Raw genomic sequence first — 25,730 nt, forward strand, 5'->3', positions numbered from 1 at the left:
CGATGACTGCTCAGAGCACGACCGACATCACCGCCGTGGTGCGGGAGTTCATCATCCGGCTCAGCGGCACCTCCGGCATCGAGGACGACCGGCCGCTGATCTCCGGTGGCGTGCTGGACTCGATCGCCGCGGTCCAGATGGTCGACTTCGTCGAGCGCACCTTCGGCGTCGAGGTGAGCGACGAGGACCTCGAGCTGGTCAACTTCGACTCCGTGCGGGGCTTGGCCGACCTGGTCGCGCGCAGGGTGGCGGCGTGAGCACCGCGGCACCGCCGGTCGTGCTGGACGTGCTGTGCGACAAGCGGTTCGCCGACAACGCCACGGCGTGGGAACGCGCGGGTGCCGTCCCCCGCGAGGACGTCGACGAGCTGGCCCGGCAGGGACTGCTCGGCATCACCGTCGGCACCGCGTACCACGGCAGCGACCTCCCGCTGGAGGACGTGGTCGAGGTGCACCGGCGGGTGGCCGCCGCCTCGCCCAGCCTGCACAGCCTGCTCGTGGTCCACGCCATGGTGTGCCACGCCCTGCGCCGCTTCGCCTCCGCGGAGGTGCGCGACCGCTACCTGCCCGAACTGGCCACCGGCCGGATCATCGCGTCCTTCGCCCTCACCGAGACCGGCGGAGGCGCCGACGCCGGGGCGCTCGCCACCAGGATCGACCGCGACGGCGACGTCCTGCGCGTCACCGGCGTGAAGCGCTGGCTGTCGTTCGGGCAGATCGCCGACGCCCACCTCGTCTTCGGGCTCACGAACGAGCTGGACAGCTGCGCGTTCGTGGAGGCGGGAAGCGGTGTGCGGGCCGAGCCGGAACCCCGCACGGCGGGGCTGCGGGCCGCGCGGCTCGCCAGGGTCACGTTCGACGGTGCGACCGCGCCCGCCGGCCACGCCGTGGGGCGGCCGGGCACGGGCATCCCCTTCGTCGCGACGTCCTGTCTCACCCTGGGGCGGCTCCACGTCGCCGCCGGCGCGGTGGGCGTCGCCCAGGCGGCGCTGGACCTGGTCGTCGCCCACGCCGCCAGCCGTGCGAAGGGCGACCGGGTGCTCGGCGACCAGCAGCTCGTGCGCGGTCTGCTCGCCGACGCCGCGCTGGCAGCCGATTCGGCGGCCCACTACGTGCGCGTGGCCGCACGGGAGGTCGAGGACCGTGCGCCGACGGCGGCGGTGACCGCGGCCCGCGCCAAGCTCCTGGCCTCCCGTGCGGCGAGCACCGTGACCGCCACCGCCTCGCGCCTGCTGGGCGCGGAAGGCCAGACCGAGGACCACCCCCTGGCCCGGCTCGTCGCCGCGGCGCGGGTGCACGAGGTGATCGAGGGACCGACCGAGGTGCTCCAGGACGTCGTGGCCACCGCGCTGCTGCGCGATCCCGGCGCCGCGTGGAAAGGACGGCAGTGATGACACCGGCCACGACGGTGAAGACCGTCAAGTGCGTGGTCTGGGACCTGGACGACACCCTCTGGGACGGAACCCTCCTGGAGGGCGACGACCTCCTCGTCCCCGACGCCAACCGCGAGCTCGTGCGCGTCCTCGACGAGCACGGCATCCTCCAGTCCGTCGCCAGCCGCAACGAACCCGGACCCGTCGAGGACCGGCTGCGCGAGTTCGGGCTCGACGAGTACTTCCTGCACCCGCAGGTCGGCTGGTCGGCCAAGTCCTCCTCGCTGCGGAACCTGGTGCGGGCTCTGAACATCGCCGCCGACAGCGTGCTGTTCGTCGACGACTCGGAGTTCGAACGGGCCGAGGTGGCGCGGGAGCTGCCCGAGGTCCGTTGCATGACCCGGCAGGAGCTGCACGACCTCGTCGAAGCCGGCCACGTCCTGCCGAGGCAGGTGACCGCCGACGCCGCCCGCCGCCGGGAGATGTACCGGGCGGAGGACCGCCGTCGTTCACACGAGGAGACCTTCCAGGGCCCGAACGAGGAGTTCCTGGCCTCGCTGGAGATGACGCTGCGGGTGCGCGAGGCCACCGAGGCCGATCTGGACCGCGCGGCGGAGCTGACCCAGCGCACCCACCAGCTCAACACCACCGGCATCACCTTCGACCAGGAGGAGCTCGCCGCTCTCGTGCGGGACCCCGGCCACCGGGTGCTCGTCGCCGAGCTCGACGACTGCTTCGGCACCTACGGCACCATCGGCCTCGCCGTGCTGTCCACCGGTCCTGAATGGACGATCCGGCTGCTTCTCATGTCCTGCAGGGTCATGGGCCGCAACGTCGGCAGCGCTCTCATCGCGGCGATCGCGCGCACGGCCGCCGCGCACGATGCCCGCACCGTCGCCCACTTCCGGCAGACGGACCGCAACCGCCAGATGCTCGTCACCTACCGCTTCGCGGGGTTCGTCGTCGAATCCCGCTCGGGGGACAACGTGGTCCTCGCACTCCCGGACGACCGGATCCCGGCCGTCCCCGGATACGTCCGCCTTCTGACCGATGACACCACCACCGCTGAGGACAGCGGTACGACCGAGGAGATCACCCGATGACCGCCTTCAGGCAGAGCTGGACCGACACCTTTTCCACCGTCTACGGCGAGGAGCCGCTGGCCAAGCTCTCCTGGTTCAACGCTTCCCCCGGCCTGGAACTGATCAAGCGCGTCATCGACGGCACGCTCAAGCCGGGGCAGCGCCTGATCGACCTCGGCAGCGGCCCCGGTGTCGACGCCGTGTTCCTCTCGGTGCAGGGACTGGACGTCACCGGCGTCGACCTCTCCCCGGACGCCGTCGCGAGGGCGAGCCGCTGGGCCGCGCTCGCCGGCGCCGGTGCGGAGTTCATCCAGGGCGACGTTCTCGACGTGCCGCTGCCGGATTCGTCGGCCGACGTCGTCACCGACTCGTTCGTGTTCCACAACATGCGCGACGACGTCCGCTCCCGCTACGCCGACGAGGTGCACCGCCTGCTCAAGCCCGGCGGCCTGTTCCTGCTGAACTCGTTCTCCGACAAGATGGTCCCGGGCACCGGGCCGCGCCGCATCACCAGCGAGGACATCCTGTCGACGTTCACCGCCGACCGCTTCGAGTGCGTGGGCCTCTACATCTACCGCAACGTTCCCACGCAGGCGAAGCCCGACCAGCTGCACTGGTTCGGCGAGTTCCGGGCCCTCTGATGCGGGTCGTCGTCACCGGGGGAGGCCGGGGGATCGGGCGTGCCGTCGCCCTCGGCTTCGCCGCCCGCGGTGACCAGGTCGCGGTGCTGGCCCGCACCGAGTCCCAGGTGAAGTCCGTGGCCGCCGAGATCGAGGAACTCGGCGCCGAGGCCGTGGCCGTGGCGGTCGACGTCGCGGACGAGCAGGCGATGGGCGAGGCGGCCGACCAGGTGGTCGGCCGGTTCGGCGGCCTGGACGTCCTCGTCAACGCCGCCGGCGTCTTCGACCTCGGCCCCACGACCGGGTTCCCGCTCGACTCCGCCAGGACCCTGATGGACACCAACGTCCTCGGCACCTTCCTGGCCTGCAAGACGTTCGGCGCCCACCTCGTCGAGCAGGGCCACGGCAAGGTCGTCAACTTCGCGTCCCTGTTGTCCTACACCGCGTTTCCCGAACGGGCGTTGTACGCGGCGAGCAAGGGCGGCGTGCTCCAGCTGACCCGCAGCCTGGGCGTGGAGTGGGCACCGCACAACGTCAACGTCAACGCGGTCGCCCCCGGCATGATCCGCATCGAGACCCCGCACCCGGCGGCGCTCGACGAGGACGCCATCGTCGGTCGCATCCCGTCCGGCCGGCGCGGCCGGCCGGCGGACATCGTCGGACCCGTCCTGTTCCTGGCCTCACCGGAGGCCGACTACATCAACGGCCAGACCCTGGTCGTCGACGGAGGCTGGCTCAGCTATGGATATCTCTGAACGCCCGCTGTCGCTCGGCGTCTTCTGCGGCTTCGCGTCCGGGCCGTCGGCCCGGTACGCGGAGGCCGCCACCGCGCTCGGCGCCGGCCTGGCCGCTCGCGGTCACCGGCTCGTCTACGGCGCCGGCGGTGTCGGCCTGATGGGCGCGGTGGCGCGCGGGGCGTCCGCGGGGGGCGCGCCGATCCTCGGCGTCATCCCGGAGTTCCTGCGCGCCAAGGAGATGGGCGACGACCTGCCACCCCAGGAGATCGTGCTCACGGACGACCTCCTGGAACGCAAGCGCGTGATGATCGACCGCTCGGACGCCTTCATCGCGCTGCCAGGCGGCTACGGCACGCTCGACGAGGTGCTCGAGGTGGTGTCCATGGCCGCGCTCGGCCAGGACGTCGGTCCCATCGTCCTGCTCGACGTGGACGACGACTGGCGGTCGCTGATCGAGTACGTGGAAGAGTTGGGGCGCCGGGGTTTCGTGCGCGACGCGAGCATCCTGCGCCTCGCCGCGACCCCGGAGCAGGCCCTCGACATGGTCGCCCCCGCCGGTGCTCTCGCCGGAGCCGCGCCCGGAGGGCGGGTGATGTCGTGAGTGCGAGGACCTCCCGAGCACCCCTGCCCGGTTACGGCGCGTTCCTGGCCGGCTGGGGTGTCACCACGTTCGGCAGCGGCCTGATGCTCCCGATCACGGTGATCTACCTGCGGGAGGTGCTGCACCTGCCGTTGTCGGGCGTCTCGCTCTACTTCGCCGTGTTCTCGCTGGGCGGCCTGGTGGTGAACCCGCTGGCCATCCGGATCGGCCGGGTGCACGGACCCGGCACGTCGGTGGCGGCGGCCGCGCTCCTGCAGGCCGTCGGCTGGGGCCTGTTCGCCGTGGCGGACTCCGTTCCGCTGGTCGTGGTGGCCGCCGCGCTGTCCGGCGCGGGAACCGGCATGTACTACGCCGTGCAGACGCCGGTCCTGAACCGCGTCTTCGGCGACGACGCGCTCAGCAGGGTCCTCGCGGGACAGAACCGCGTCACCGCGGTGACGATGACCGCGGGAACCCTGCTGGCCGGTCAAGCCGTCCTGCACTTCGGCACCGGCGGCTACACCGCCTGTCTCGTCGTCAACGCCGTGAGCTACCTGGTCCACGGCGCGGTGCTGGTCAGCCTGGTGCGCAAGCGCGGAGAGGTCCCCGTGCACCTGCCGCAGGACGCCTCACGGCGGGTGCGCGGAGCGGCTCTGCGCGACCCGGTCTTCCTGTGTCTGCTCGTGTTCCAGTTCTGCGCGGTCATCTTCGGACTCGGCCAGTTCGACTCGGTCGTCCCGGCGATCCTCGGCAACGCCCAGCTGTCGGTGACGGCGATCAGCATCGTCATCGCCTGCAACACCGGCGGCGTCATCGTCCTGCAGGGCCTCGCCCTGCGCGTCGTCGAGCGCATCGGCTACGTCGCGGCACTCGCCGCCGCGATCGTGTCGTGGACGGTCGCGGCCGCCGTGCTCGGGTGCGCGCTGCTGGCGTCCGGCACGCTGTCCAAGCTGGCGCTGGGTGCGGCCTTCGGCGTCCTGTTCGCCGTGGGCGAGTGCCTGATCGCGCCGAGCGTCCAGCCCCTGGTCACCAGGACGGCACCGCCGCACTCGCTGGAGTCCTACGCCGCGGCCACGTCCCTGGCGCACGGTCTGGGCACGTTCATCGCTCCGCTGATCCTCCTGCCGGCCATCGAGGTCGCCGGAGTCGGCGCCTACTTCGTGCTCCAGTTCGGCGGGTTCGGTCTGGCCCTGTACGCCCTGTTCTCGTTCCGGCGCCGCACGACACGGCGTCTGGAACCCACTTCGCACTGAGGAGCCCTCACGTGGAACTTCCGCTGCCGGCGCGTCCGGCCTCACCGAAGACCTTGCTGCTGGTCGGTTCCGGTTACCAGATCGGCCACGAACACCTGCTGTCGCACCTGGGCACCGCGGCCGACGTGGTCCTGCTGGACGTCGTGGAACCGACCTGGCAGAAGCCGTGGGTCACGGACTTCGAGACCTACGACCCCGACGCGCACCCGTTCCCGCTGGAGCAGGCGCGCAAGCTCGTGGAGCGCCACGACGTGAAGGCCGTCATCACCTACAACGAACCGGACGTCCTGCTGGCCGCCCAGCTCGCCGAGGCCCTGGGGATTCCCGGTCTGCCGGTGAGGGCGGCGGAGATCTGCCGCGACAAGCTGCGCCAGCGCGAGGTCCTCGCGGAGCTGTCGCCGACTGTCTCCGTGCTGGTGCACGACGTCGAGGAGGGGCTGGAGGTGGCCGAGCAGATCGGCTACCCGCTCATCGTCAAACCGCGCGCGCTGTCCGGCAGCGCCGGGGTCTGCCGCATCGACGACCCCGAGGACTTCGTCCGGTACTTCCGGCTCGCGGCCGACATCGACAAGAAGGGCATGGTCAGCGACGGCATCCTCATCGAGGAGTTCCTCGACGGAGTCGAGTTCGACGTCGACGTGTGGAGCAGCGGCGGCAAGGCCGAGGTCCTCTACTGGTGCCCCAAGTCGTTCGACTTCGACCCGCACCCGATCGAGATCGGCTACGTGTGCGGCGAGGGCGCGCTCGACATCGAGCCGCTCGCGGAGGGCTTCGCCCTGGCGTGTGCCGCCGTGCTGGCCGTCGGCATCGACCGGACGCTGTCCCACGTCGAGGTGAAGATGACCTCCAAGGGACCTCGCATCATCGAGCTCAACGGCCGTCCGGGCGGGGACATGCTGTCGAAGATGGTCCACATGGCCTTCGGCCTGAGCATCGGCTCGCTGCTGGTGTCCGCCGCCCTCGGCGAGGAACTGGAGGCGGAGATCGTGCCTGATCTGGCCGCCGGGCTGAAGTTCCTCTACCCGCAGCGCCCCCAGCTGTTCGAGGGGCTGGCCGAGGCACCCGACCTCCGCGCCCAGCCGTGGGTGCACCAGGTCGGGGAACTGCGGCCGCGCGGCACGGTGATCGAGCCCCCGCCGATCGACTTCTGGGGCCGGGCGGGCTGGGTGATCGTCACCGGCACGCACGCCGACGAGGTCCGCGAGCGGCTGGCGGAGGCGGGCCGCCGGCTCGCCGTCGAGGGCCCCTACGTCTGAGCGGTGACCGCCCTCGCCTGGTGAGGTGCAGGAGGAATGAGGTGGGACGCATGCACGACATCGCGGTGTTCGGGGCCGGTTACATCGGCCTGGTCACCGGTGCCTGCCTGGCGCAGCTGGGCCACCGGGTCACCGTGCGCGACATCCGGCCGGACCGCGTCGACGCCCTGCGCCGCGGCGAGGTGCCGATTCACGAGCCGGGCCTGGGCGACCTGATCGCCGGGAACGCGGAACGGCTCCGGTTCACCCTCGACGCCGAGGAGGCGTTGAGGACCGCCGAGGTGGCGTTCGTCTGCGTGGACACGCCGCCCAGCGCGTCCGGCGACGCCGACCTGTCCCGGGTCTGGTCCGTCGTCGAGGACCTGAGGGGTGCGCCGCGGCTGACGACCGTGGTCATGAAGTCGACCGTTCCGGTCGGGACCGGCGACCGGGTGCGCGTCGCCCTGGACGCCGCCGGCATGGGTCACGTCGGGTACGCCTCCAACCCCGAGTTCACCGCGGAGGGCACCGCGGTCCGGGACTTCCTGAACCCGGACCGCATCGTCGTCGGCGCGGCCGACCAGGAGGTGGCCGCTCTGGTCGCCCGTCTGCACAGGGGCATCGACGCGCCGGTGCAGGAGGTGTCCGTGGCGTCCGCGGAGATGGCCAAGATGGCGGCGAACGCCCTGCTCGCCACGAAGATCACGTTCATCAACGAGATCGCCGCCGTGTGCGAGGCGACGGGGGCGGACGTGGAGGAGGTGGCGGCGGTCGTCGGCCGGGACCACCGGCTGGGCCCGCACTTCCTGAAGGCAGGACTCGGCTACGGCGGGTCCTGCTTCCCCAAGGACTCGAGGGCGCTGCGGGCGATCGCCTCCAACTGCGGGCTGCCGCTGCCGCTGCTCGGCGCCGTCATCGAGGTGAACGACCTCCAGGCCCGGCGTGCGGTCGCCAGGGTGAGGTCCGAGCTCGGGGGTCTGCGCGGCCGTCAGGTCGCCCTGCTCGGGCTGACCTTCAAACCCGGCACCGACGACATGCGGCAGGCGCCCAGCGCGGTGATCGCGGCGCGGCTGCTGTCCGAGGGAGCGGTCGTCACCGCCTGGGACCCGATGGCGCCCGAGCTGACCGACACGCCGTGGAACCAGGTGGAACGCAAGGACGACGTGCTCGCGGCGGTCGCGGACTGCGACGCCGCGGTGATCGTCACGGAGTGGCCGGAGCTGCACGACGTGGACTGGGGCAAGGCCGCCGAGGTGATGAGCACCCCGCTGCTGTTCGACGGCCGCAACCTGCTCGACCCGGCCGACCAGGCAGGGCACGGGTTCACGTACATGAGCGTTGGCAGGGCCACCGCCCGGCAGTGCTGAGGACGGGTGGGGAGCGCGGCGCGCTCCCCACCCGTTCCCGTCAGGACGCCAGTGATGACCGGTGCGAGCTGATCCGCGACGCGACGGCGGCGGAGATCACCCGCTTGGCGCGGCCGACGTCGTCGGCGAGCACGATCTCGTGGACCTCGACCAGGTCACCGCCGGGCTCCAGACCGAGCCGGTCCGAGAACGTCCGGCAGGCGTTGCCGAACACCCGCAACGCCTGGGCCCGGTGCCGGGCCAGCAGGAACGCCAGCATCAGCTGCTGGTGCAGGATCTCGTTGAGCGGGTTCTGCGGCAGCTGGTGCGTGAGGAAGCCGATGGCCTCGTGGTGCAGGCCGGCGCTGAGCTGTGCCCACGCGGCGAGCTCGACGCACTCCACGCGGGACTGCCGCAGCCACGAGTCGAACGAGCTGAGGATCGGCCCCGAGTGCGCGCCGCTCACGACGCCGCCCCGGTGCAGGGCCAGCGCGTTGCGCCACGCCCGCGCCGCCCCTTCGTGGTCGCCGCCCGCCATGCTGAGGTGGCCGTCGGCGCGGTACCTGCCGAACTGCTGCACGTCCAGTTGCCGGCCGCGCAGGTGCAGGGCGTAGCCGGGGAACTGGCTGTCGACGAACCCGTCGCCGATCTGGTCGCGCAGCTTGGAGATGTACACGTAGATCGCGTCCCTGGCCCGCCGTGGCGGCTGGTGCCACACCTCGTCGATCAGCTCCTCGACGCTGACCACGCGGCCACCCCGCACCAGCAGGGCGGTCAGGATCACCGACAGGTTGCGGGACCGGATCGCACGGGGACGGCCACCGGCGACCAGGCGCGGCGGACCGAGGATCTCGAAGCGCAGTTCTGGGTTCATGGTCACGCTTCTCCGGGATCGGTGCAGGACCGGGTGGTGCGTTCCGGCATGAGGTCTCCTCGGGTCTGCAGGTCCTGACGGGTGCTCTGACCACACCCGGACCGAGTCTGCTGACCCGCGTTCCTGCGGCGGCACCGTCTCGGTCCCTGCACCCGTGAGGGGAACGGGACTCGCCGGCCCGGGTGGACGGGCGCCACCCGGGCCGGCGCGGGTCAGGACAACCGCGACACGATCAGGTCGACCCAGTCGCCCACCGTCGACGCGTGGAAGAGGTCGGTGGAGTACTCGACCTCCACGGTGATCTCCTCCTCCGCCAGGGTGAACACCACGTAGAGCTCGGTACGGGCCTGTCCCGGCACTCCGGTCCCGCGGATAGTGGTGCGCGCGGTGCCCAAGGTCATCGCGGGCGGCGGGGTGGTGACGACCGTGAACAGCACCGCCGGGTACGGCGTGCCGGCCTCGTGCGGGATCGCGGTGCGCACGACCTCGCTCAAGGGCAACGCCTGGTGGTCGAGCGCCGAGTACAGGCGGGTGGCGACGTCCTCTCCCGGGCCGATCCTGACGAGCACGGCCTCACCGACGTAGCCGATCATGGTGGAGTGCTCCGGCAGCGTCCGGCGCGAGCTGGACACCGCGAGCACCACGTCCCGCCGGCCGGTCACCTCCGCGAGCCACCGCGCGAACACCTCGGTGATCACCACGTTCGGGGTGGTCCCCGACGCCGAGGCCGCCGCGTGGACCGCTGCCGCCCCGAAGGTGCGCCGCACGAGGGCACCGGCACCGGACAGCCGCTCCGGCCGCGGCTCGTCGCACGGCAGGTCCGGGTGCAGCGTGGCTCCCGCGAGTTCTCCGCGCCAGAACGCTGTCAGCTCGCCGTCGTCCGCCGCGGCTCGTTCGCGCCTGGCGTGGTCGGGGTGCTGTGCGGAGGGCGGCGGCAGCGGTGTGCCCTCGTACAGGGCCTGGAGCTCCTGCCAGAAGACTCCCGCGGACCAGCCGTCGAAGATCATGTGGTGGAAGACCAGCGCCAGCACCCAGCGGTCGTCCGCGATCCTCCCCACCCGGACGCGGAACAGGGGAGCGGTGGTCAGGTCGAACTCCTCAGCGGCCTGACGCAGGAACCAGCGGTCGATCCCGGCCTCGTCGCCGGGCAGGGCGTCCACCTCGACCGCGAGCGCCAGGTGCGGCAGGACCTCCTGGTGCGAGGCCGAGAACCGGGTGCGCAGCGCCGCGTGCCGCCGCGTCAGTTCGCGGAGCGCCCGGCGCACCGCCTCGAGGTCGAGCGGTCCGTCGACGTCCACGCGGAACGGGATGTTGTAGACGGACGGGTTCCCACGCGCGTGATGGCGCTGCCAGAGCCGTTGCTGGCCGTACGTCAACGGTGCCCGGTCGACGATCTTGCCGGCCAGGCCGCGGATCGTCGGGCTCAGCAGGAACTCGGCCATCGACACCTCGGCGCCGGTCCGCGCACGGATCTCGCTGAGCAGCCTGATCATCGTCAGGGAGTGCCCGCCGACCGAGAAGAACGACTGGTCGACGCCGATGTCGTCGCGGTCGAGCACGGCCCGCCACACGGAGAGCAGGGTTCGCTCCAGCTCCGACGCGGGCGGCGTGGCCCGCGCGAGTGCCGGTTCAGGAAGCGCGGACGTCGCCAGCTTGCCGTTGGGGGACAGCGGAAGCCGCTCCACCCGCACCCACCGGCGCGGAACCTGGGCCGGCGGCAGCAGTCCCGACAACGACGACTCGAGACCGCCGTGGTCCTCGTCGGTGACCACGTAGGCCACGAGCTCCCCGTCCCTGACCACGACCGCGGCGTCGCGGACGCCGGCCAGCCGCAGCAGGGCGTGCCGCGTCTCGCCCGGCTCGACCCGGCTGCCGCGGATCTTGACCTGGTCGTCGGTCCTGCCGTGGAACTCCAGTAGGCCGTCCGCCCGCCAGCGCCCGCGGTCACCCGTGCGGTACAGCTCAGGCGCGACGAAGGCGGCCGCGGTCTCGTCCGGCCGGTTCAGGTAGCCGTCGGCGACGCACACGCCTTCGAGGCAGATCTCCCCGATCGCCCCGACCGGGACGCGTTCGCCCGCGTCGTCGAGCAACTTGACGCGGACGCCGTCGAGTGGCCTGCCGATGGGCGGCCGGTCCTCGCCGCGCGCCACTGGGTGAATCGTGGCGAGCACGGACGCCTCCGTCGGGCCGTACGCGTTGTACAGCACGCAATCCGGGTGCGAGGCGAGGAAGTCGTGCACCGCCGGCGTCGGAAGGGTCGGTTCGCCGACGGACACGATCTCGCGCAACGACGGGAGTGAGGGGTTCGACTCGAGCAGGTGCAGCAACGGGGTGAACGGCAGGCACACGCGCTCGACCGAGTGGGCGCGCATCAGCTCCGCGACGGCGGCCGGGTCGAAGCGGGTCTCCTCGTCCACGAGCACGAGCGCCGCTCCGGAGGCCAGTGTGGTGAAGATGTCGTACACGCTCACGTCGAACGAGAGCGAGACCCACTGCAGGGTGCGGGTCGGCGGGTGGTTCCGGCCGTGACCGCGCACCAGGTTCACCGGACCTCGGTGCGGCACGAGCACGCCCTTCGGTCGTCCCGTGGAACCGGAGGTGTAGATGCAGTAGGCCAGGTCGTCCGGCCCGGCGGTGCGCGGCGGCCCGTCGGCGGTCGATCCCAGGTCCTCGACGAACAACACGGGTACGTCGGTGATCGGCGGGAGATCCCGGCTCGTGAGCAGGATCGAGGCGCTGGAGTCCTCCGCCAGGAACCGCAGGCGTTCCGCCGGCAACGACGGGTCGAGCGGCAGGAACGCGGCACCGCTCTTGAGGATCCCGAGCAGGGCGACGACCTGCTCGGGACTGCGGCGCAGGTGGACGCCGACCAGCGTTCCCGGCGCCGCGCCGAGGCCGATCAGGCTGTGGGCGACCTGGTTGGAGCGTTCGTCGAGTTCCCGGTAGGTCAGGGAGCCCAGGGGACCGAGGACGGCGGGCGCGTCGGGGTTCGCACGGTCGACGAGGTCGTGCAGACAGGCGCTGGAGAGCTCGGTCCGCTCTCCCTCCCACCGGCCGAGCAGGTCCGCGTCCTCGTCGGTGAGACCGGGCGGGAGACCGTGCATCGCGGCTCGCAGCACGTGTTCGAAGCAGGTGAACATCCTGCGCACGGTGCTCTCGTAGAACAGGGCGGAGTCGTACTCGACCACGCACCGCACGTCGTCGGCCGTGCTGGTGAGGTAGAGCATCAGGTCCATCGGTGCCCGGTCGCTGGGCACGTCCACCGCCACGGCGGTCAGCCCCGGCGGGTCGAAGTCCACCGCACTGGCGTTCTCGTACTCGACGAGGATCTGGAACAACGGGTTGCGCCCCGGATCGCGTTCCGGGTTCAGCTCCTCCACCAGGCGGTCGAACGACACGCTGCGGTGCTCGTAACTGTCCATCAAGGATCCGTTGAGCCGCCTGGCGAGCGCGGGGAAGGGCAGGTCTCCGGTGAGATCCATCCTCAGCGGGAGGGTGTCGACGAACATGCCGATCGCGTCCTCGTCGGACCGCCCCGACACCGCGGTGCCGATGACGAGGTCGTCCTGTCCGCTGAACCGGGACAGCACCGTGGCGAACGCGGTCAGCAGCGTGCTGAACGGCGTCACCCGCTCCCGCACGGAGAACCGGCGGATCCACGCGGCCAGCTCACCGCCCAGCTCGTGGGTGAGGTACGCGCCCTCTCCGGTGCGCACGGCGGGCCTCGGGCGGTCCGTCGGCAGGCACAGTTCCGGTGCGGCCGCGAGCCTGTCCCGCCAGAACGCGACGTCCTCGCCGGAGTCGCGCTCCTCGTCTGCCGTCTCCCCGAGCGCGGGCAGGACAGCGGGCGCGGGCCAGGACCGGTAGAACGCCGCGAGGTCGCGCAGGAACACGGCCGTGGAGGCCGAGTCGAACACGATGTGGTGCGCCAGCAGGAACAGGACGTGGCGCTCGGGGGAGAACCGCAGCAGTCGCGCGGACAGCAGCGGTCCGGTGGTCAGGTCGAACAGCTCCTGCCCGGCGGTGCGCAGCACCTCCCGCAGGGCCTCCTCCTCGGAGCGTCCCGTGCAGTCGACGACCCCGCAGTCGACGTCCACATCGGACTGGACGACGCGGTGCGGGACCCCGTCGATCTCGTGGAAGACGCTGCGCAGTGCGGGATGCCGGGCGATCACCCTGCTCAGCGAGCCGCGCAGGGCGGCCTCGTCGAGCGGTCCGTCGAACCGGATCGCCTTCGGCTCGTGGTAGCCGCGCTGCCCGGGGTGCAGCTGCTCGAGGAACCAGATCCGGCGCTCCGCGGGCGTCGCGGGCCGGCTCTGCCGCGAGCAGGTCCGCCGGAGCCGGTCCAGCGCGGGCAGGCCGGCGAGCACTTTGCCGGTCGTGACGCCGAAGTCGACGAAGCAGGCGATCTCGTCGGCGCCCGCGGCGAGCAGGCCGTCCACCACCTTGCCGCAGCCGGCGGGACTGCCGATCAGCGCACGGGAGTCGCAGTAGCGCTGATAGGCCTGTTCGAGCAGGAACGTGACGTCGTCCTCGTCGGTCTCGTCCAGGTCGATGTCCACGCCGAGGCTGTTCGTGACCTGGTCGAACAACGACAGCGACGACCGCAGGTAGGCGCAGAACGGCTCGAACGCCTCAGCGCGCGCCGCGTCGTGCTCGTCGTCCAGGTAGGTGTGGACGAGGACCACCACCCGCCCGGCCGCCGGGTCCAGGCCGTGCTCGGCACGGGTCCGCCGGTACAGCGCGATGTTCGCGGCGAGCTCGTCGACCGTCTGGGACATCAGGTTCGTGACGACACCGAGGTTCTCCTCGGCGGCCTTCCGGTAGCTGTCCGGGTTGCCGACCACGGCCACGTACAGCGGCGGTTGTTCCTGCACCGGGCGCGGGTGCGACCGCACCTCGACCACGTCGCCGTTGCCCGCTGTGGCCCGGACCGCCTCGCCGGCCCACAGCCGCCGCACGGTGTCCAGCCGCGAGTACAGCTCCTCCCGGTGCGTGCCGTAGTTCTCCGGCGCGAGCACGAAGTCCTGGGCGTGCCAGCCGCTCGCGACGCACAGACCGGCCCGGCCACCGGACAGGTTGTCCACGACCGACCACTCCTCGGCGACCCGCAGCGGGTGGTGCAGCGGGAGCACGACCGAGCCCGCGTGCAGCCGGACGCGGCTGGTCTGGCCCGCCAGCGCGGCGGCGAGCACCGACGGGTTGGGGAACAACGCGCCGAACGAGTGGAAGTGCCGCTCGGGCAGCCACACCGCGTGGAAGTCGTGCTCGTCGGCGAACTTCGCGGCCTCCGTGACCAGCCGGTACCTGTCCTGCTCGGCGTCGTCGGGGTAGTCGCCGAAGAAGTACAGGCTGAAGTCGCATCCGGCCCGCGAGGTCCACGGCGTCGCGGGGGCGGGCAGCACGGCGTCGGGGGTGACGGGTTCGAGGACCTGCTTCGCGGGTGCGGGCGTCTTGTCGTTCTCTCCCAGCAGGTCCAGCTGGCGTGCCATGAGCTGGGCGACCTGCTCGGTGATGCGCAGCTGTTCCTTGATGAGCGCGTTCGTGCCACCGCTCACCGGTTCGTCCGGGACCCGCACGGGTTCGCGGGGCTCGGCCGGGCGCGGACCGGGTTCGGGCACGGCCTCGAGCGCCATCGGACCGACTCGCGCGGCGAGCTTGCGGGGCGTGTCGGTCTCGGCGAAGAGATCCCGCATCGGCACCCGCACGCCCGCTTTCCGCTGCAGCTCGCGGACGACGCTCATCAGCGCCAGCGAGTCGGCGCCCAGTTCGACGAACGTCCTGTCCGGATCCACCTCGGCGAGGTCCAGCTGACCCGAGAGCAACCGGCTCACCAGGTCGAGCCCGTCCGCACCGGCGGTCTCCCGGCGCACGGGACCGGCGATCGGCGTGCGCCGCAACGAAACCCCGGGCACCGGGACGCGGCGGCCGCTGACGACCGCGCTCCAGGCGATGGTCGCACCGGACCGGTGGAGCTCGGCGAGAGCGGTGGGCAGCGCGAGGTCGTCGCCGCGGCTCGGCACCCAGCGGCTGCCGGGCAGGGCCCTGCGGCCGATGCCCGAGAGCACTCGGCCCGGCCCGATCTCGACGAACACCCCGGCGTCGCCCACCGAGGACAGGACGCGGTCGAACCGCACCGGCAGCCTCGCGTGGCGGCGAACCCAGTCCGCGTCCACAGCGGACAGATCGGTGCCGTCGAGTCCGCTGATCATCCTCGTGCGCAAGGGTTTCCAGTCGACGGCCGACGCACTCGCGTGCAGCTCGGGCAGGACGGGCTCGATCAGCGCGGAGTGGAACGCGCGGTCGGTGCCGAGCCGCCTGCAGACCAGGTCCTGGTCTTCGAGCACACGGGTCGCGGCCTCGATCGCGGCCGCGGAGCCGGAGAGCACGCAGGCCTGTGGCCCGTTCACCGCGGCGATCTCGGTCCCGCTGCTCGTGGCCACCCGCCGCGCGACGGCCAGGTCACCGACGACCGCGACCATGCCACCGGGTTCCGTCGCGGACATCAGCTCACCGCGGGCCGTGGTGAGCCGCAGTCCGTCCTCGAAGGTCAGCGCTCCGGCGGCGTACAGCGCCGCGAACTCGCCCAGGCTGTGTCCCACCACGACGTCCGGCTCCACGCCGAGCGCCCGCCACTGCTCCACCAGAGCGGCCTGGAAGGCGAAGAGCCGCGGCTGCGCCAGCGGGCTGTCGCAGGCGGCGATCAGGGCCTGGGAACGGGGAAAGCCCGCGAAGTCCGCCGCGTCGAGCTCGGGAACGACGTCCTGGCCCGAGAACGCGAACACGACCGGTCCCGGCTCGGCGGGCTCGGGCGGTGAGGCCAGTGCCGCGGCCAGGTCCGCGGTCGTCCTGCCGACGACCGCCGTCCGGTGGGGGAGGTGCCGCCGGCCGAGGGCGAGAGTGCTCGCGACGTCGGCCGGTGCCAGGCCGGGGTGGTCCACCAGGTGCTCGCGCAGGTCCCGCGTCAGCTGGGAGAGCGCCTCCGGTGTGTGCGCGGACAGCGGCAGCACCACGGGTCCGGTCTCCTGGGCGGGCACCGCCTCCGGGGCCTCCTCCAGCACCACGTGGGCGTTGGTGCCGCCGACCCCGAGCGCGCTGACCCCGGCGCGGCGCGGTCCTCCGGACGTGGTCCACGGCTGGTGCCGCGTGCCGAGGACGAACGGGCTGTCGTCGAGGCGCAGTTCGGGGTTCGGCCTGCCCACGCCGATCATCGGCACCAGTTCCCGGTTCCGCAGCATCAGCACGGTCTTGATCAGACCTGCCAGGCCGGCGCACGTGTCCAGGTGACCGATGCTGGGCTTCACCGAGCCGAGCGTGCAGAAGCCGGTCCGGTCGGTGTCCTCGCGCAGCGCCCGGGACAGCGCCTCGAACTCGATCGGGTCGCCCAGGGCGGTACCCGTTCCGTGCGCCTCGACGTACGAGATCGTCCCGCCCGGCACCCCGGCGCGGCGCAGCGCCTCGCGGACCACGTCCACCTGACCCCGCACGCTCGGCGCGGCGAAGCCGACCTTGCTCGTGCCGTCGTTGTTCACCGCCGATCCGAGGATCACCGCGTGCACCGTGTCACCGTCGGCGATGGCCCGGTCGAGCCGCTTGAGCAGCACCGCGGCGACCCCGTTGCCGCCCACCGTCCCGTCCGACTCCGCGCTGAACGCCCGGCACCGCCCGCTGGGGGAGAGGACGGAGCCCGGGAAGTGCACGTATCCGGACTCCTGCGGGATGCGGACCGCGGCGGCTCCGGCGAGGGCCATGTCCGCGTCTCCGCTCAGCAGACCCTGCACGGCGAGGTGCACGGCGACCAGCGACGTCGAGCACGCGGTCTGCACGCCGATCGCGGGGCCGGTCAGCCCGAGCCGGTACGCCACGCGGGACGCCAGGAAGTCGGGCTCCGCGCCGATCGTGGCCTGCATCGCGGAGGGGACGTCGGACGCCACGGCGTGCGCGGGTTCGAGCCGGTCCTGGTGGCCGTACAGGTTCATGCCCGAACCGGCGTAGACACCGACCCGCACACCGGCGCCGGGGGAGGCGTGTCCGCCGTGTTCCAGCGCCTGGTAGGCACATTCCAGGAAGAGCCGGTGGGCCGGTTCGGTGAGCCGCGCCTCGGCGGGGGAGACGCCGAAGAACCCGGCGTCGAAGGCGTCCACATCGGACAGGACTCCTCCGGCGGGCACGACGCCGGGACCGGCGTCCGCGAACACGCCGACGCTGTCGACGCCGTCGCGGAGGTTCCGCCAGAACTGCTCGATCGTCGGCGCGCCGGGGAACCTGGCCGCCATCCCGATGATCGCGATCCTGGTGTCCGCCCGGCTGTCCCCGGTCGTGGCGGCCGGGGTGCGCGGCCCGTCCGCCAGGTGGGTGGTCAGCGCCGCCAGCGTCGGATGCTCGAACAGGGCGGTGGTCTCGATGCTCACGCCGAGCCGCTCCTCGAGACCCGCCTTGAGCCGCACGAGTGCGACGGAGTTCAGCCCGAGGTCGTAGAACGGCGTGTGCTCGTCGACCTCGCGGCCCAGCAGTTCGGCCGCCACCGCGCGCACGTCCGGCCGGTCACGGTCCCGGTCGCGCAACGCGCTGCGCCGCACCTTGCCGCTGCCCGTGCGGGGGAAGTCGGCGGACGGCACCGGGACCACCCGCGCGGCGGTCAACCGCAGCCGCGTGAAGACGGCGGCCTTGACCTCTCGCTGGATCCTGGCCGTGTCGGTCCCGTCGTCGTCGAAGAAGACCACCAGGTCGTCGGTGCCCGTCGCGGGGTTGGGCACGCCGCACGCGCCGACACCGCCGGCGGGGACGCCGTCGACGGAACCGGCGACCTCCTCGACCTCGTGGCACATCACGTTGTGCCCGTTGAGGATGATCACGTCCTTCTCGCGTCCGGTGATCGCGAGGGCGCCGCCGGCCACGAACGCGAGGTCGCCGGTGTTCAGCCAGGTGCCGTCCCCCGGCAGGACCGCCCGGGTGGCCTCGGCGTTGTTGACGTACCCGGTGGTCATCCGGCCGCCGGACACCTGCAGGCGGCCGATCCTGCCCTCGGGGAGAACGGCGCCGTCGCCGTCGACGATCCGGATGGCCGCGCCCGGAGCGGGCGATCCGGCCATCACGAAGGTCGACGTCTCCTGGCCGGGGCCGTCCGTCCACCGCAGTGCCCCGCCCAGGCTCGACTTGAGCGCGTGCCGCACCTGCAACGGCCCGTGCGTGATCCCTGTCGTCGTCTCGGCCATGCCCCACGTGGGCACGAACATGTCGCGCTCCAGGCCGAAGGGCGCCGTCGCGGTGAAGAACCGCTCCACGACGGCGAGGTGGATCTGTTCACCGCCGCACGTCAGCGAACGGACGGAGTTCAGGTCCCAGCTCCGGCCGGGCGCGCTCTCGACGGCGTGAGCGGCGAGCTGGAAGCCGAACGTGGGCGCCCAGGCGTGGGTCACCCGGTGCGCGGCCATCGCGTCGAGCCAGGTGAGCGGGTCTGCCAGCACGTCCTCGGTCGGCAGGTGGTGGTTCGTGCAGCCGCGGAACACCTCGGTCACGTGGAAGAGCAACAGCGCGCCGCTGTGGTCGACCGGCAGCCAGTTCAGCGAGACCGACTCGGGAGCGATGCCGAGCACCCCTCCGCTGCCGGCGGCCAGTTCGGCGAGCGCCCGGTGCGTCAGCTGAGCGGCCTTCGCGGCGCCGGTGCTGCCGGAGGACAACATCAGCAGTGCGACGTCGTCCTCCGCCGGGCGGTGGACGTCCTCGGCCTCCTCGTCGTCTTCGCACTGACCGGGGTCGATGGTCGCGATGCCGAGACCGGCGGTGTCCGTGATCACGGCCGGCCGGTCGAGGAGGTCCCAGACGTGCATCAGCCGGTCGCGTGCGGGACCGGGAACCGGTGGGTCGGCGATGACCACCGGCTTGACCCCACCGAGCAGACACGCCCAGAACACGGGGAAGAACCGCGGCAGGGGCAGGCCGGCCACGACGGCGTGATCTCCCGCGCGCACGCCCGACCGGCGCAGGCCGGTGAGGATCCGGCGGGCCTGCGCGACGAGGTCCGGGTAGGTCTGCAGACCGCAGGGCGTGCCCACACCCGAGAGCGGGAACTCCCCGGCGGCGCGCAGCACGGCGCTCACCGCGTCGCGCGGGTCGTCCTCGCCCAGGTGGAGGTCACCGCCGTGGCTCACCGAAGACGTTGGTTCCATGGTCAGGTTCTCCTCAGCGTCTGGGACATCAGCAGGAAGGCTCCGGCGGTGACGAGCGCGGTGCCGTGGAACAGACCGACGACGGTCAGGGGAGCGAAGACCTCTAGCGCGACCGCGGCCACGAGCATCCCGACGGCGAAGCCACCCGCCTCGACGCTCGCGGACAGGCCGAAGGCGCGGGCGCGGAGGTGGTCCGGCAGCGCTTGCAACCGGGACACGTACCCGATCTCCGTGAGCCCGTCGGCGAGGCCCGCCACGAACGTCACGAGGACCAGTCCCGGGGTCGGCAGGCCGGTGAACGCGGTGACGAACGCCAGGGCCATCACGCAGGTGCCCGCCGCGAACGCGCGTTCACCGGTCGAGCCACCGCCCCGCTTCGCCCAGCGCGACGCGACGTGGTGCGCGGAGAACGTGCCCACCGCCCACGCCGTCCAGAAGGTGCTCACGAACGCGGGGGTGGGGGCGTGGATCGGCAGCGCGACGTTGTGGGAGGCCGATCCCAGCGCGTCGGCCCCACGCACGACGAGCATGCCCACCACCGCGCTGGGAAGCAGTCGCACCAGCGACGTCCTGCCGCCTGGTGCCGCACGCGTCGGGGGCCGCACCGGTCCGCCGGTGTCCAGCGGGAGCATCGCCAGCGTGCCGGCGCACACCAGGAAGGACGCGGCGTTGACGAGGAAGGCCACGTCGTAGCCCGCCGCGGGGACGAGGACACCGGCGGAGGCGAACCCGAGGACGGTGCCGGCGGATCGTCCCGTGACGAGGTGCCCGTTGGCCCTGGTGCGCTGGTGCGGCCCGACCATGTCGGGGATGGCCGTGCGCAGGGCGACGGTGAAGAAGGTGTTGCCCGCTCCCATGACCACCGCCACCGCGCACAGCACGGCGAGACCCGGCCGGAGCGCGAGCACCACCATGGCGCAGGCCTGGGCGACGTCCGAGCCGATCATGATCGTCCGGCGTGCCGGCGGGATCCGCCCGACGATCTGTCCACTCAGGAATCCGCTGGCGAGCCGAAGCGCCATGACGGCGCCCGTGGTCGACGCGTCGCCGGTGAGGTGCCAGGTGAAGAGGCTCAACGCCACCAGGTTGAGGTACGTGCCGAAGGCGGACACCGAGCAGCCGGCGACGAGCACCGCGAACAACCTGATCCTGCGCTGATCTGTGTGCAACAAGGGTTTTCTCCTCGGCCGGTGGACGCCACCGCGCCACGCGGACCAGTGGACCCCGCCCTTCGCGCCGGAAGGAAGTCGCACGAACCATGACTTGACAATTCGCCGCAACGGCGCGAACGGGGCTATCCCGCGCGAACGGGCACGGATGGGGATCGGACGGGGAACGCGCCGGTGCAGAGTGCTGGCCGAGCGCACCTCCGGCGCCGCAGAGGAGGACGACCAGATGACTCAACCGACCGGTCCGGTCGTGCCGGGACCGCGGGACCCGGACGGCCGATGGTGCACCGTCGCCTTCGCGTTGGGACATCCCCTGGTGCGGGCCGGCGCGGTGTGGGCGGCGACCGCGGAGCAGTCGTTCCGCGTGGTCGAGTCCGTCGAGTCGGTGGAGGCCCTGGCGGTCGCGACGCCCGCTGATCTGACCGTCGTCGAGACCGACTCGCTGGGCAGGCCTCCCTGCGCCGCGAGGATCACCGCTCTCACCGGGGTGAGCAAGGTGGTGTTGCTGGCGTCCTCGGACGACCCCGCGACACGGGCGTTCGCGGCCGACACGGGCGTTCACGCCGTCGTCGAGCACGACACCGAGGTCATGGACCTCGTCGCGGCGATGCACCGGCTGGCAGGACAGGTCAGGGCCGCACGCGAGCCGGCGCCGTCCGGAGGGCGCTCGCCGCTCAGCCGCCGCGAGATCGAGACGATGAGGCACATCGGCGACGGCCTCACCTACCGCCAGGTCGCCCGGCGGATGGGGCTGTCCGAGGCCACGGTCGGCACCTATGCCCGCCGGATCAGGGAGAAGCTCAACGCCGCCAACAAGGTCGAGATGGTGATCAACGCGATGGAGTCCGGCTACGTCGACAGGCCGGGCACGTCCGTCGCGCCGGGACGTTCCCCGGTGGCGTCGTGATGTTCGGCGCGGACGCGATGCGCCCGATCCGCATGCTCATGGTCCGCCCGCGCCCGCGGCTCGTCGCCGCGGCGGTGCGGCAGGGGTTCGACGTGTGGGCGGTCGTCGACCCGGAGCTGTACGAGCCGGACCACCTCCGCCAACTCGGGTCCGACGCCACGCACCTGCTGGCGGTGCCCGCCGACGACGAGGCCGCCCTGGACGTGCTCGTGGTGAGAACCGTGCGGCGCAACCAGATCGAGCACGTGGTGTGCCCCTGCGGGAGAGACCACGGCCTGCGCCGCAAGACGATGGTGCTGCCTGGCCCGCACAGTGCCGTCCGGCTCCTCAACGACCCGTTCGACATGCGCCGGACACTCGGCAGGGCAGGCGCACCGGGCAGACCCGGTGTCGCGGACTCGATCGCGGAGATCCGCGCCGTGCTCGCCGACCTCGGCTACCCGGCGGTGGTCCGCGGCAGGAGTGCGGTGCTGACGCTGACAGGGCCGGACGACGTCGAGAAGTGGGCACGGCACCACCCCGACGGCCCGTACCTGATCGGAGAACCCCTCACCGGCCCCCAGTTCGTGGTCACCACCCTGACCTTCGAGGGCATGCACCACGTCGTGGGAGTGACGGCCAGGACACCTGAGTGCCTGACCCACCCGGCAGAGCTCCCCGACCAGGACGAGGCGGCGATCCGCGCGGTGGTCACGTCCCTGCTGGACCTGGCGGGGTACGAACGCGGCCCGGCCCACACGACGGTCGTCCTCACGGTGCGAGGCCCGCGAATCGACAGCGTGCACACCTGGTTCGGCCACGAGGCGCTGCTGTCGTTGCTCGAGTTGTGCACCGGGCTCGACGTGGAGGCAGAACTGGTCAGGTGGCTCACCGACGGGCGGATCTCGAGCCCGTCGGCCAGCCGCTGCGCCGCCGTGCGGTACCTGCGGCCGGGCCCGGGCCACCTGGTGTCCATCGCCGGACAGGCCGAGCTGAGCGCCCTCCCCGGAGTTCGCCAGGTGCGGCTCCCGTTCGTGCCGGGAGATGTCTTGACCTCCGAGGACACGGGCTTCTTCCTCGTTGAGGGAGCGACGGTCGCCGAGGCACGCGCGCGAGCCTGCTCCGTGCACGAAAAGGCGCGGGTGGTGGTCGAAGGTGCCTGGTGAACGAAGGGGATGACGTGGGGCACTCTCCCAGCCCGGACGTGCGAGGTGAGCCGCCGCCACGCGGTGGCGTGCTGTCCCGGCCGATCACCTTCCTTCGAAGAGACCGCTCCCGACCTCGGGCCCCACGACCCACGAAGGCCGCCGCGACCCCAAGAGCCGCCGATTCCGCCAGAAGGCATCGGCAAGAATCCGTCGGCCGCGACGCTGGACAGCTTCGTGTCCTACTTCCAGAAGAACCGCAAGAGCTACCCGGCGGACATCCGCACACTCATCGAGGAAGCGGCGCTGAACCCCACCGAGGCATGAACAAGGCGCTCGGCTACTCCGGCGTGCGCAACCCGGACCCGTTGACCGCGCCGTTCCTCACCTCGGTGAAAGGACATTCACCGCGCGGCAGCGAGGGCGGGAAGTTCGAGGCGATGATGGAGGTCGGGCGAGACCAGAAGACGCCCGCGCTGAACCTGCAGGGCCAGACGAAGAACGGTACCCCGCTGGACATCGACCACTTCGACTGCGTGAACCGGTGCGGCCGCGAGATCAAGATGCCGCTGGCGATCGAGGCTTGTCGGGGCAGGGTCGCGAGAACCTGTACCGGACCTGCTCTGGATCACCCACATGCCGTAGCGGGATCGGGGCAATCTGTAACAAAGCCCAGGACGCGTAACCTTTCGCTGTTCCGGATGAAACGAAAAGGAAATGATTCACGGTTGAACTTGTTCGTGTCATGAACGGACTGCGGGAGGCAACCGTGCCTGAAGTGTTGTTCCGCGTGCGCTGGCCCGACGATTCGACTAATCGATGCTATTCGCCTTCGACCGTTGTCGAGGATTACTTCCGCGCGGGCGGCTCCTACTCATTGACGGAATTCGTCGCGTTGAGCAGGAAGGCGCTGACGGAGGCATCGCGACGGGTGCGCGAGATCTACGGATTCGGGTGTGCTCAGGCGGAGGCGCAGCTCTGCGACATCGAGCTGAAGGCGGCCGAGTTCGCCGACCAGCAGGCCAGGATCGTGGTCGAGGGGTTCGAGCGATGAGCACCGACCTGGACGGGGTCCACCGCACGGTGGTCGTCGTGGGCGGAGGGCAGGCCGGGCTGTCCACCAGCTACTGCCTGGACCGAGCGGGCCTCGACCACGTCGTGCTGGAGCGCGATCGTCCCGGTGGCGAGTGGCGCGACCGGCGGTGGGACTCCTTCTGCCTGGTGACCCCCAACTGGCAGTGCCAGTTGCCCGGTTTCCCCTACCAGGGGGCCGATCCCGACGGGTTCATGGTCCGCGACGAGATCGTGCGCTACCTCGAGGACTACGTGAAGTCCTTCGACTGCCCGCTCGTCGAAGGCGTGACGGCGGTCCGGTTGCGGCACCGTGCGGGTGGTGGCTTCCGGGTGTCCACGACCCACGGTGAACTCACCGCTGATCACGTCGTGCTGGCCACCGGGCCGTACCAGGTGCCGCTCAAGCCGCGGATCGCCGAGCGCGTGCCCGCGGACGTGGTGCAGCTGCACTCCTCCGAGTACCGCAACGCCGACGGGTTGCCACCGGGTGAGGTGCTCGTCGTCGGTACGGGGCAGTCCGGCTGCCAGATCGCCGAGGACCTGCACCTGGCCGGTCGGCAGGTGCATCTGGCGGTGGGCAGCGCACCGCGCGTCGCGCGGTCCTACCGGGGGCGCGACGTGGTGGCGTGGCTGGAGGACATGGGGTACTACCGGCGTGGCATCGAGGAGTTCGAGGACGCCGACGCGATGCGGTTGCGGGCGAACCACTACGTCACCGGTCGCGACGGTGGCCGCGACATCGATCTGCGGGCGTTCGCCCGGGACGGGATGCGGCTCTACGGAAGGCTCACGGACATCCGTGACGGCCTCGCGCGGTTCGCTCCGGACCTGACGAAGAACCTCGACCACGCCGACGCGGTGTCGGAGGGGATCAAGGACTCGATCGACGCCCACGTCCTCGCTCGCGGTATCGATGCGCCCGCCGAGGACAGGTACGTGCCGGTGTGGACGCCGGACGCACAACCGTCCGAACTGGACCTGTCCGGGATCACCTCGATGGTGTGGAGAACGGGTTTCGGCCGTGACCACCGCTGGATCGACGTCCCCGTGTTCGACGGGCGCGGGTACCCCACGCACGAGCGTGGTGTCACCAGTTGCCCCGGGCTCTACTTCATCGGACTGCCCTGGCAGCACACCTGGGGCTCGGGCCGGTTCTGCGGCGTCGCGGACGACGCCCGGTACCTGGTGTCCCGCATCGCGTCGGAACGCCGCGGCGGCATCGCGAACGGGGTGCCGTGGATCGCGGGGACACCCGAGAACACCTTCCCCAGCGACGAGTACTGGACGGCCACCCGCACCGTGGCCTAGGCGACCGACGAAGTGGGTGCCATGCCTGAGCGAACTGTCCACGACGCGCACCGGCACATCGGTGTCATGCCCGCCTATCCGTTCTACGGCGGCCCGGCGGTGCGGCCCGACGTCACCGCCAGGGCCACGATCGACGAGCTGATCGCCGACCTCGACGCCGAGGGCACCGAACGAGCTCTGGTGCTGCCCAACTACGGCGTGCCCGATCCGGACATCGCCTTCTCCTTCAACGAGTTGTGCGTGGAGGCGGCGATCCGCGACGACCGGATCCGGGCCTGCCTGTGGGTGTCCCCGCTGGAGCGGGACGCGCAACGAACCGAGGCCGCGCTCGCGCTGGCAGGCGAACGCGGTGTGCGGGCGCTGAAGCTCAGCTTCCTGCTCGGCGGCAGGCCGGACGACCCGGCGTGCCGCCCCGGTCTCGACCGGATCTTCGCCGTCGCCCGTGCGCACGGGCTCGTCGTCCACGTGCACACCTCGCCCGGTGCGGCGTCCGACATCGACCAGGTCGGAAACCTCGTCGAGTGGTACGGCGACGACGTGGCCGTGCACCTCGTGCACTTCGGCGGTGGCATGAGCGGTCACATCAAGCTGGTCTCGCACCGGTTCTTCGACTGGATCGAGGCGGGCAAACAGGTCTACACCGACCTTTCGTGGGCGATCGGCTTCGCGCCGCGCTGGCTCGCCCACGAGATCGACCGGCGCGGGATCGGGCACGACCGGATCCTCTTCGCCAGCGACCAGCCCTGGGGAGACCACGAGGGCGAGTACGCCCGCCTGCGCGCCGCCACGGGTGACGGCGAGCTGGCCGGCCTGGTCTTCCGCGGCACCTTCGAAAAGCTCTACGGGTAGCAGCCCCGTGGTGAACGTCCCACCGAACAAC

18 protein-coding genes are annotated in these 25,730 nt (G+C 71.7%); 15 read left to right on the plus strand and 3 right to left on the minus strand.

All coding sequences use genetic code 11. The features are described from left to right. The first annotated feature begins 2 nt into the window (after window positions 1–2). Genes ND450_RS04615 through ND450_RS04655 form a run of 9 tightly spaced genes read left to right on the plus strand, consistent with a single transcriptional unit; the run spans window position 3 to window position 8,246 of the window. Window positions 3–257, plus strand: a complete 255-nt coding sequence (locus ND450_RS04615; RefSeq protein ID WP_253324903.1) for an acyl carrier protein — start codon at window positions 3–5, stop codon at window positions 255–257. After that, window positions 254–1,390, plus strand: a complete 1,137-nt coding sequence (locus ND450_RS04620; protein WP_253324904.1) for an acyl-CoA dehydrogenase family protein — start codon at window positions 254–256, stop codon at window positions 1,388–1,390. The genes ND450_RS04615 and ND450_RS04620 overlap by 4 nt, the downstream gene beginning before the upstream one ends. Beyond that, complete coding sequence (locus ND450_RS04625) at window positions 1,390–2,475, plus strand: HAD family hydrolase (RefSeq protein WP_253324905.1); 1,086 nt, start codon at window positions 1,390–1,392, stop codon at window positions 2,473–2,475. Before ND450_RS04620 ends, ND450_RS04625 begins: the two co-directional genes overlap by 1 nt. After that, a complete protein-coding gene (locus ND450_RS04630; protein WP_253324906.1) occupies window positions 2,472–3,095 on the plus strand; it encodes a class I SAM-dependent methyltransferase in 624 nt (207 codons plus the stop codon). Before ND450_RS04625 ends, ND450_RS04630 begins: the two co-directional genes overlap by 4 nt. Then, window positions 3,095–3,829 carry an SDR family NAD(P)-dependent oxidoreductase gene (locus ND450_RS04635; protein ID WP_253324907.1) on the plus strand — a complete coding sequence of 245 codons (735 nt, stop codon included), beginning with the start codon at window positions 3,095–3,097 and terminating at the stop codon, window positions 3,827–3,829. Before ND450_RS04630 ends, ND450_RS04635 begins: the two co-directional genes overlap by 1 nt. Further along, the gene (locus ND450_RS04640; RefSeq protein ID WP_253324908.1) at window positions 3,816–4,412 is read left to right on the plus strand and encodes a TIGR00730 family Rossman fold protein; all 597 of its coding nucleotides are present in this window, start codon (window positions 3,816–3,818) and stop codon (window positions 4,410–4,412) included. Before ND450_RS04635 ends, ND450_RS04640 begins: the two co-directional genes overlap by 14 nt. Next, window positions 4,409–5,644 (plus strand): MFS transporter, encoded by a 1,236-nt coding sequence (locus tag ND450_RS04645; protein WP_253324909.1) that lies wholly within the window; start codon window positions 4,409–4,411, stop codon window positions 5,642–5,644. Before ND450_RS04640 ends, ND450_RS04645 begins: the two co-directional genes overlap by 4 nt. A gap of 11 nt (window positions 5,645–5,655) precedes the next feature. After that, the gene (locus ND450_RS04650; RefSeq protein ID WP_253324910.1) at window positions 5,656–6,900 is read left to right on the plus strand and encodes an ATP-grasp domain-containing protein; all 1,245 of its coding nucleotides are present in this window, start codon (window positions 5,656–5,658) and stop codon (window positions 6,898–6,900) included. 50 nt (window positions 6,901–6,950) lie between these two features. Continuing rightward, window positions 6,951–8,246, plus strand: a complete 1,296-nt coding sequence (locus ND450_RS04655) for a UDP-glucose/GDP-mannose dehydrogenase family protein (RefSeq protein WP_253324911.1) — start codon at window positions 6,951–6,953, stop codon at window positions 8,244–8,246. Window positions 8,247–8,286: 40 nt separating this feature from the next. Here ND450_RS04655 and ND450_RS04660 read toward each other — a convergent pair whose 3' ends face one another. The 3 genes from ND450_RS04660 to ND450_RS04670 form a co-directional block, all read right to left on the minus strand. Continuing rightward, a complete protein-coding gene (locus ND450_RS04660; RefSeq protein ID WP_253324912.1) occupies window positions 8,287–9,099 on the minus strand; it encodes an AfsR/SARP family transcriptional regulator in 813 nt (270 codons plus the stop codon). A 212-nt stretch (window positions 9,100–9,311) separates the two neighbouring features. Then, the gene (locus ND450_RS04665; RefSeq protein ID WP_253324913.1) at window positions 9,312–19,268 is read right to left on the minus strand and encodes a non-ribosomal peptide synthetase/type I polyketide synthase; all 9,957 of its coding nucleotides are present in this window, start codon (window positions 19,266–19,268) and stop codon (window positions 9,312–9,314) included. A gap of 2 nt (window positions 19,269–19,270) precedes the next feature. Further along, a complete protein-coding gene (locus tag ND450_RS04670) occupies window positions 19,271–20,440 on the minus strand; it encodes an MFS transporter (RefSeq protein ID WP_253324914.1) in 1,170 nt (389 codons plus the stop codon). Between the two features lie 223 nt (window positions 20,441–20,663). Here ND450_RS04670 and ND450_RS04675 point away from each other — a divergent pair, with 223 nt between their 5' ends. The 6 genes from ND450_RS04675 to ND450_RS04700 all read left to right on the plus strand — a co-directional run bounded on the left by ND450_RS04675 (window position 20,664) and on the right by ND450_RS04700 (window position 25,699). Beyond that, window positions 20,664–21,344 carry a response regulator transcription factor gene (locus tag ND450_RS04675; RefSeq protein ID WP_253324915.1) on the plus strand — a complete coding sequence of 227 codons (681 nt, stop codon included), beginning with the start codon at window positions 20,664–20,666 and terminating at the stop codon, window positions 21,342–21,344. Beyond that, window positions 21,344–22,489 (plus strand): hypothetical protein, encoded by a 1,146-nt coding sequence (locus ND450_RS04680; protein ID WP_253327860.1) that lies wholly within the window; start codon window positions 21,344–21,346, stop codon window positions 22,487–22,489. Before ND450_RS04675 ends, ND450_RS04680 begins: the two co-directional genes overlap by 1 nt. A gap of 302 nt (window positions 22,490–22,791) precedes the next feature. Then, window positions 22,792–23,217: a hypothetical protein gene (locus ND450_RS04685; RefSeq protein ID WP_253324916.1), complete on the plus strand. Its 426-nt coding sequence runs from the start codon at window positions 22,792–22,794 to the stop codon at window positions 23,215–23,217. Window positions 23,218–23,237: 20 nt separating this feature from the next. Beyond that, window positions 23,238–23,522: an MSMEG_0570 family nitrogen starvation response protein gene (locus ND450_RS04690; RefSeq protein WP_253324917.1), complete on the plus strand. Its 285-nt coding sequence runs from the start codon at window positions 23,238–23,240 to the stop codon at window positions 23,520–23,522. Further along, on the plus strand, window positions 23,519–24,850 hold the full coding sequence (locus ND450_RS04695; protein ID WP_253324918.1) for an MSMEG_0569 family flavin-dependent oxidoreductase: 1,332 nt from the start codon (window positions 23,519–23,521) through the stop codon (window positions 24,848–24,850). Before ND450_RS04690 ends, ND450_RS04695 begins: the two co-directional genes overlap by 4 nt. Window positions 24,851–24,871: 21 nt before the next feature. Next, a complete protein-coding gene (locus ND450_RS04700) occupies window positions 24,872–25,699 on the plus strand; it encodes an amidohydrolase family protein (RefSeq protein WP_253324919.1) in 828 nt (275 codons plus the stop codon). The last annotated feature ends 31 nt before the right edge of the window (window positions 25,700–25,730 follow it).

Origin of the sequence: Lentzea sp. HUAS12, assembly GCF_024125735.1 — a bacterium.
GTDB classification, from domain to species: domain Bacteria; phylum Actinomycetota; class Actinomycetes; order Mycobacteriales; family Pseudonocardiaceae; genus Lentzea; species Lentzea albida.

What these genes read in the sequence shown, in the direction of transcription:
- ND450_RS04615 (WP_253324903.1), top strand. Translation starts at nt 3, where the DNA reads ATGACTGCTCAGAGCACGACCGACATCACCGCCGTGGTGCGGGAGTTC.
- ND450_RS04665 (WP_253324913.1), bottom strand. Translation starts at nt 19,268, where the DNA reads ATGGAACCAACGTCTTCGGTGAGCCACGGCGGTGACCTCCACCTGGGC.
- ND450_RS04630 (WP_253324906.1), top strand. Translation starts at nt 2,472, where the DNA reads ATGACCGCCTTCAGGCAGAGCTGGACCGACACCTTTTCCACCGTCTAC.
- ND450_RS04635 (WP_253324907.1), top strand. Translation starts at nt 3,095, where the DNA reads ATGCGGGTCGTCGTCACCGGGGGAGGCCGGGGGATCGGGCGTGCCGTC.
- ND450_RS04695 (WP_253324918.1), top strand. Translation starts at nt 23,519, where the DNA reads ATGAGCACCGACCTGGACGGGGTCCACCGCACGGTGGTCGTCGTGGGC.
- ND450_RS04680 (WP_253327860.1), top strand. Translation starts at nt 21,344, where the DNA reads ATGTTCGGCGCGGACGCGATGCGCCCGATCCGCATGCTCATGGTCCGC.
- ND450_RS04660 (WP_253324912.1), bottom strand. Translation starts at nt 9,099, where the DNA reads ATGAACCCAGAACTGCGCTTCGAGATCCTCGGTCCGCCGCGCCTGGTC.
- ND450_RS04700 (WP_253324919.1), top strand. Translation starts at nt 24,872, where the DNA reads ATGCCTGAGCGAACTGTCCACGACGCGCACCGGCACATCGGTGTCATG.
- ND450_RS04675 (WP_253324915.1), top strand. Translation starts at nt 20,664, where the DNA reads ATGACTCAACCGACCGGTCCGGTCGTGCCGGGACCGCGGGACCCGGAC.
- ND450_RS04640 (WP_253324908.1), top strand. Translation starts at nt 3,816, where the DNA reads ATGGATATCTCTGAACGCCCGCTGTCGCTCGGCGTCTTCTGCGGCTTC.
- ND450_RS04625 (WP_253324905.1), top strand. Translation starts at nt 1,390, where the DNA reads ATGACACCGGCCACGACGGTGAAGACCGTCAAGTGCGTGGTCTGGGAC.
- ND450_RS04685 (WP_253324916.1), top strand. Translation starts at nt 22,792, where the DNA reads ATGAACAAGGCGCTCGGCTACTCCGGCGTGCGCAACCCGGACCCGTTG.
- ND450_RS04655 (WP_253324911.1), top strand. Translation starts at nt 6,951, where the DNA reads ATGCACGACATCGCGGTGTTCGGGGCCGGTTACATCGGCCTGGTCACC.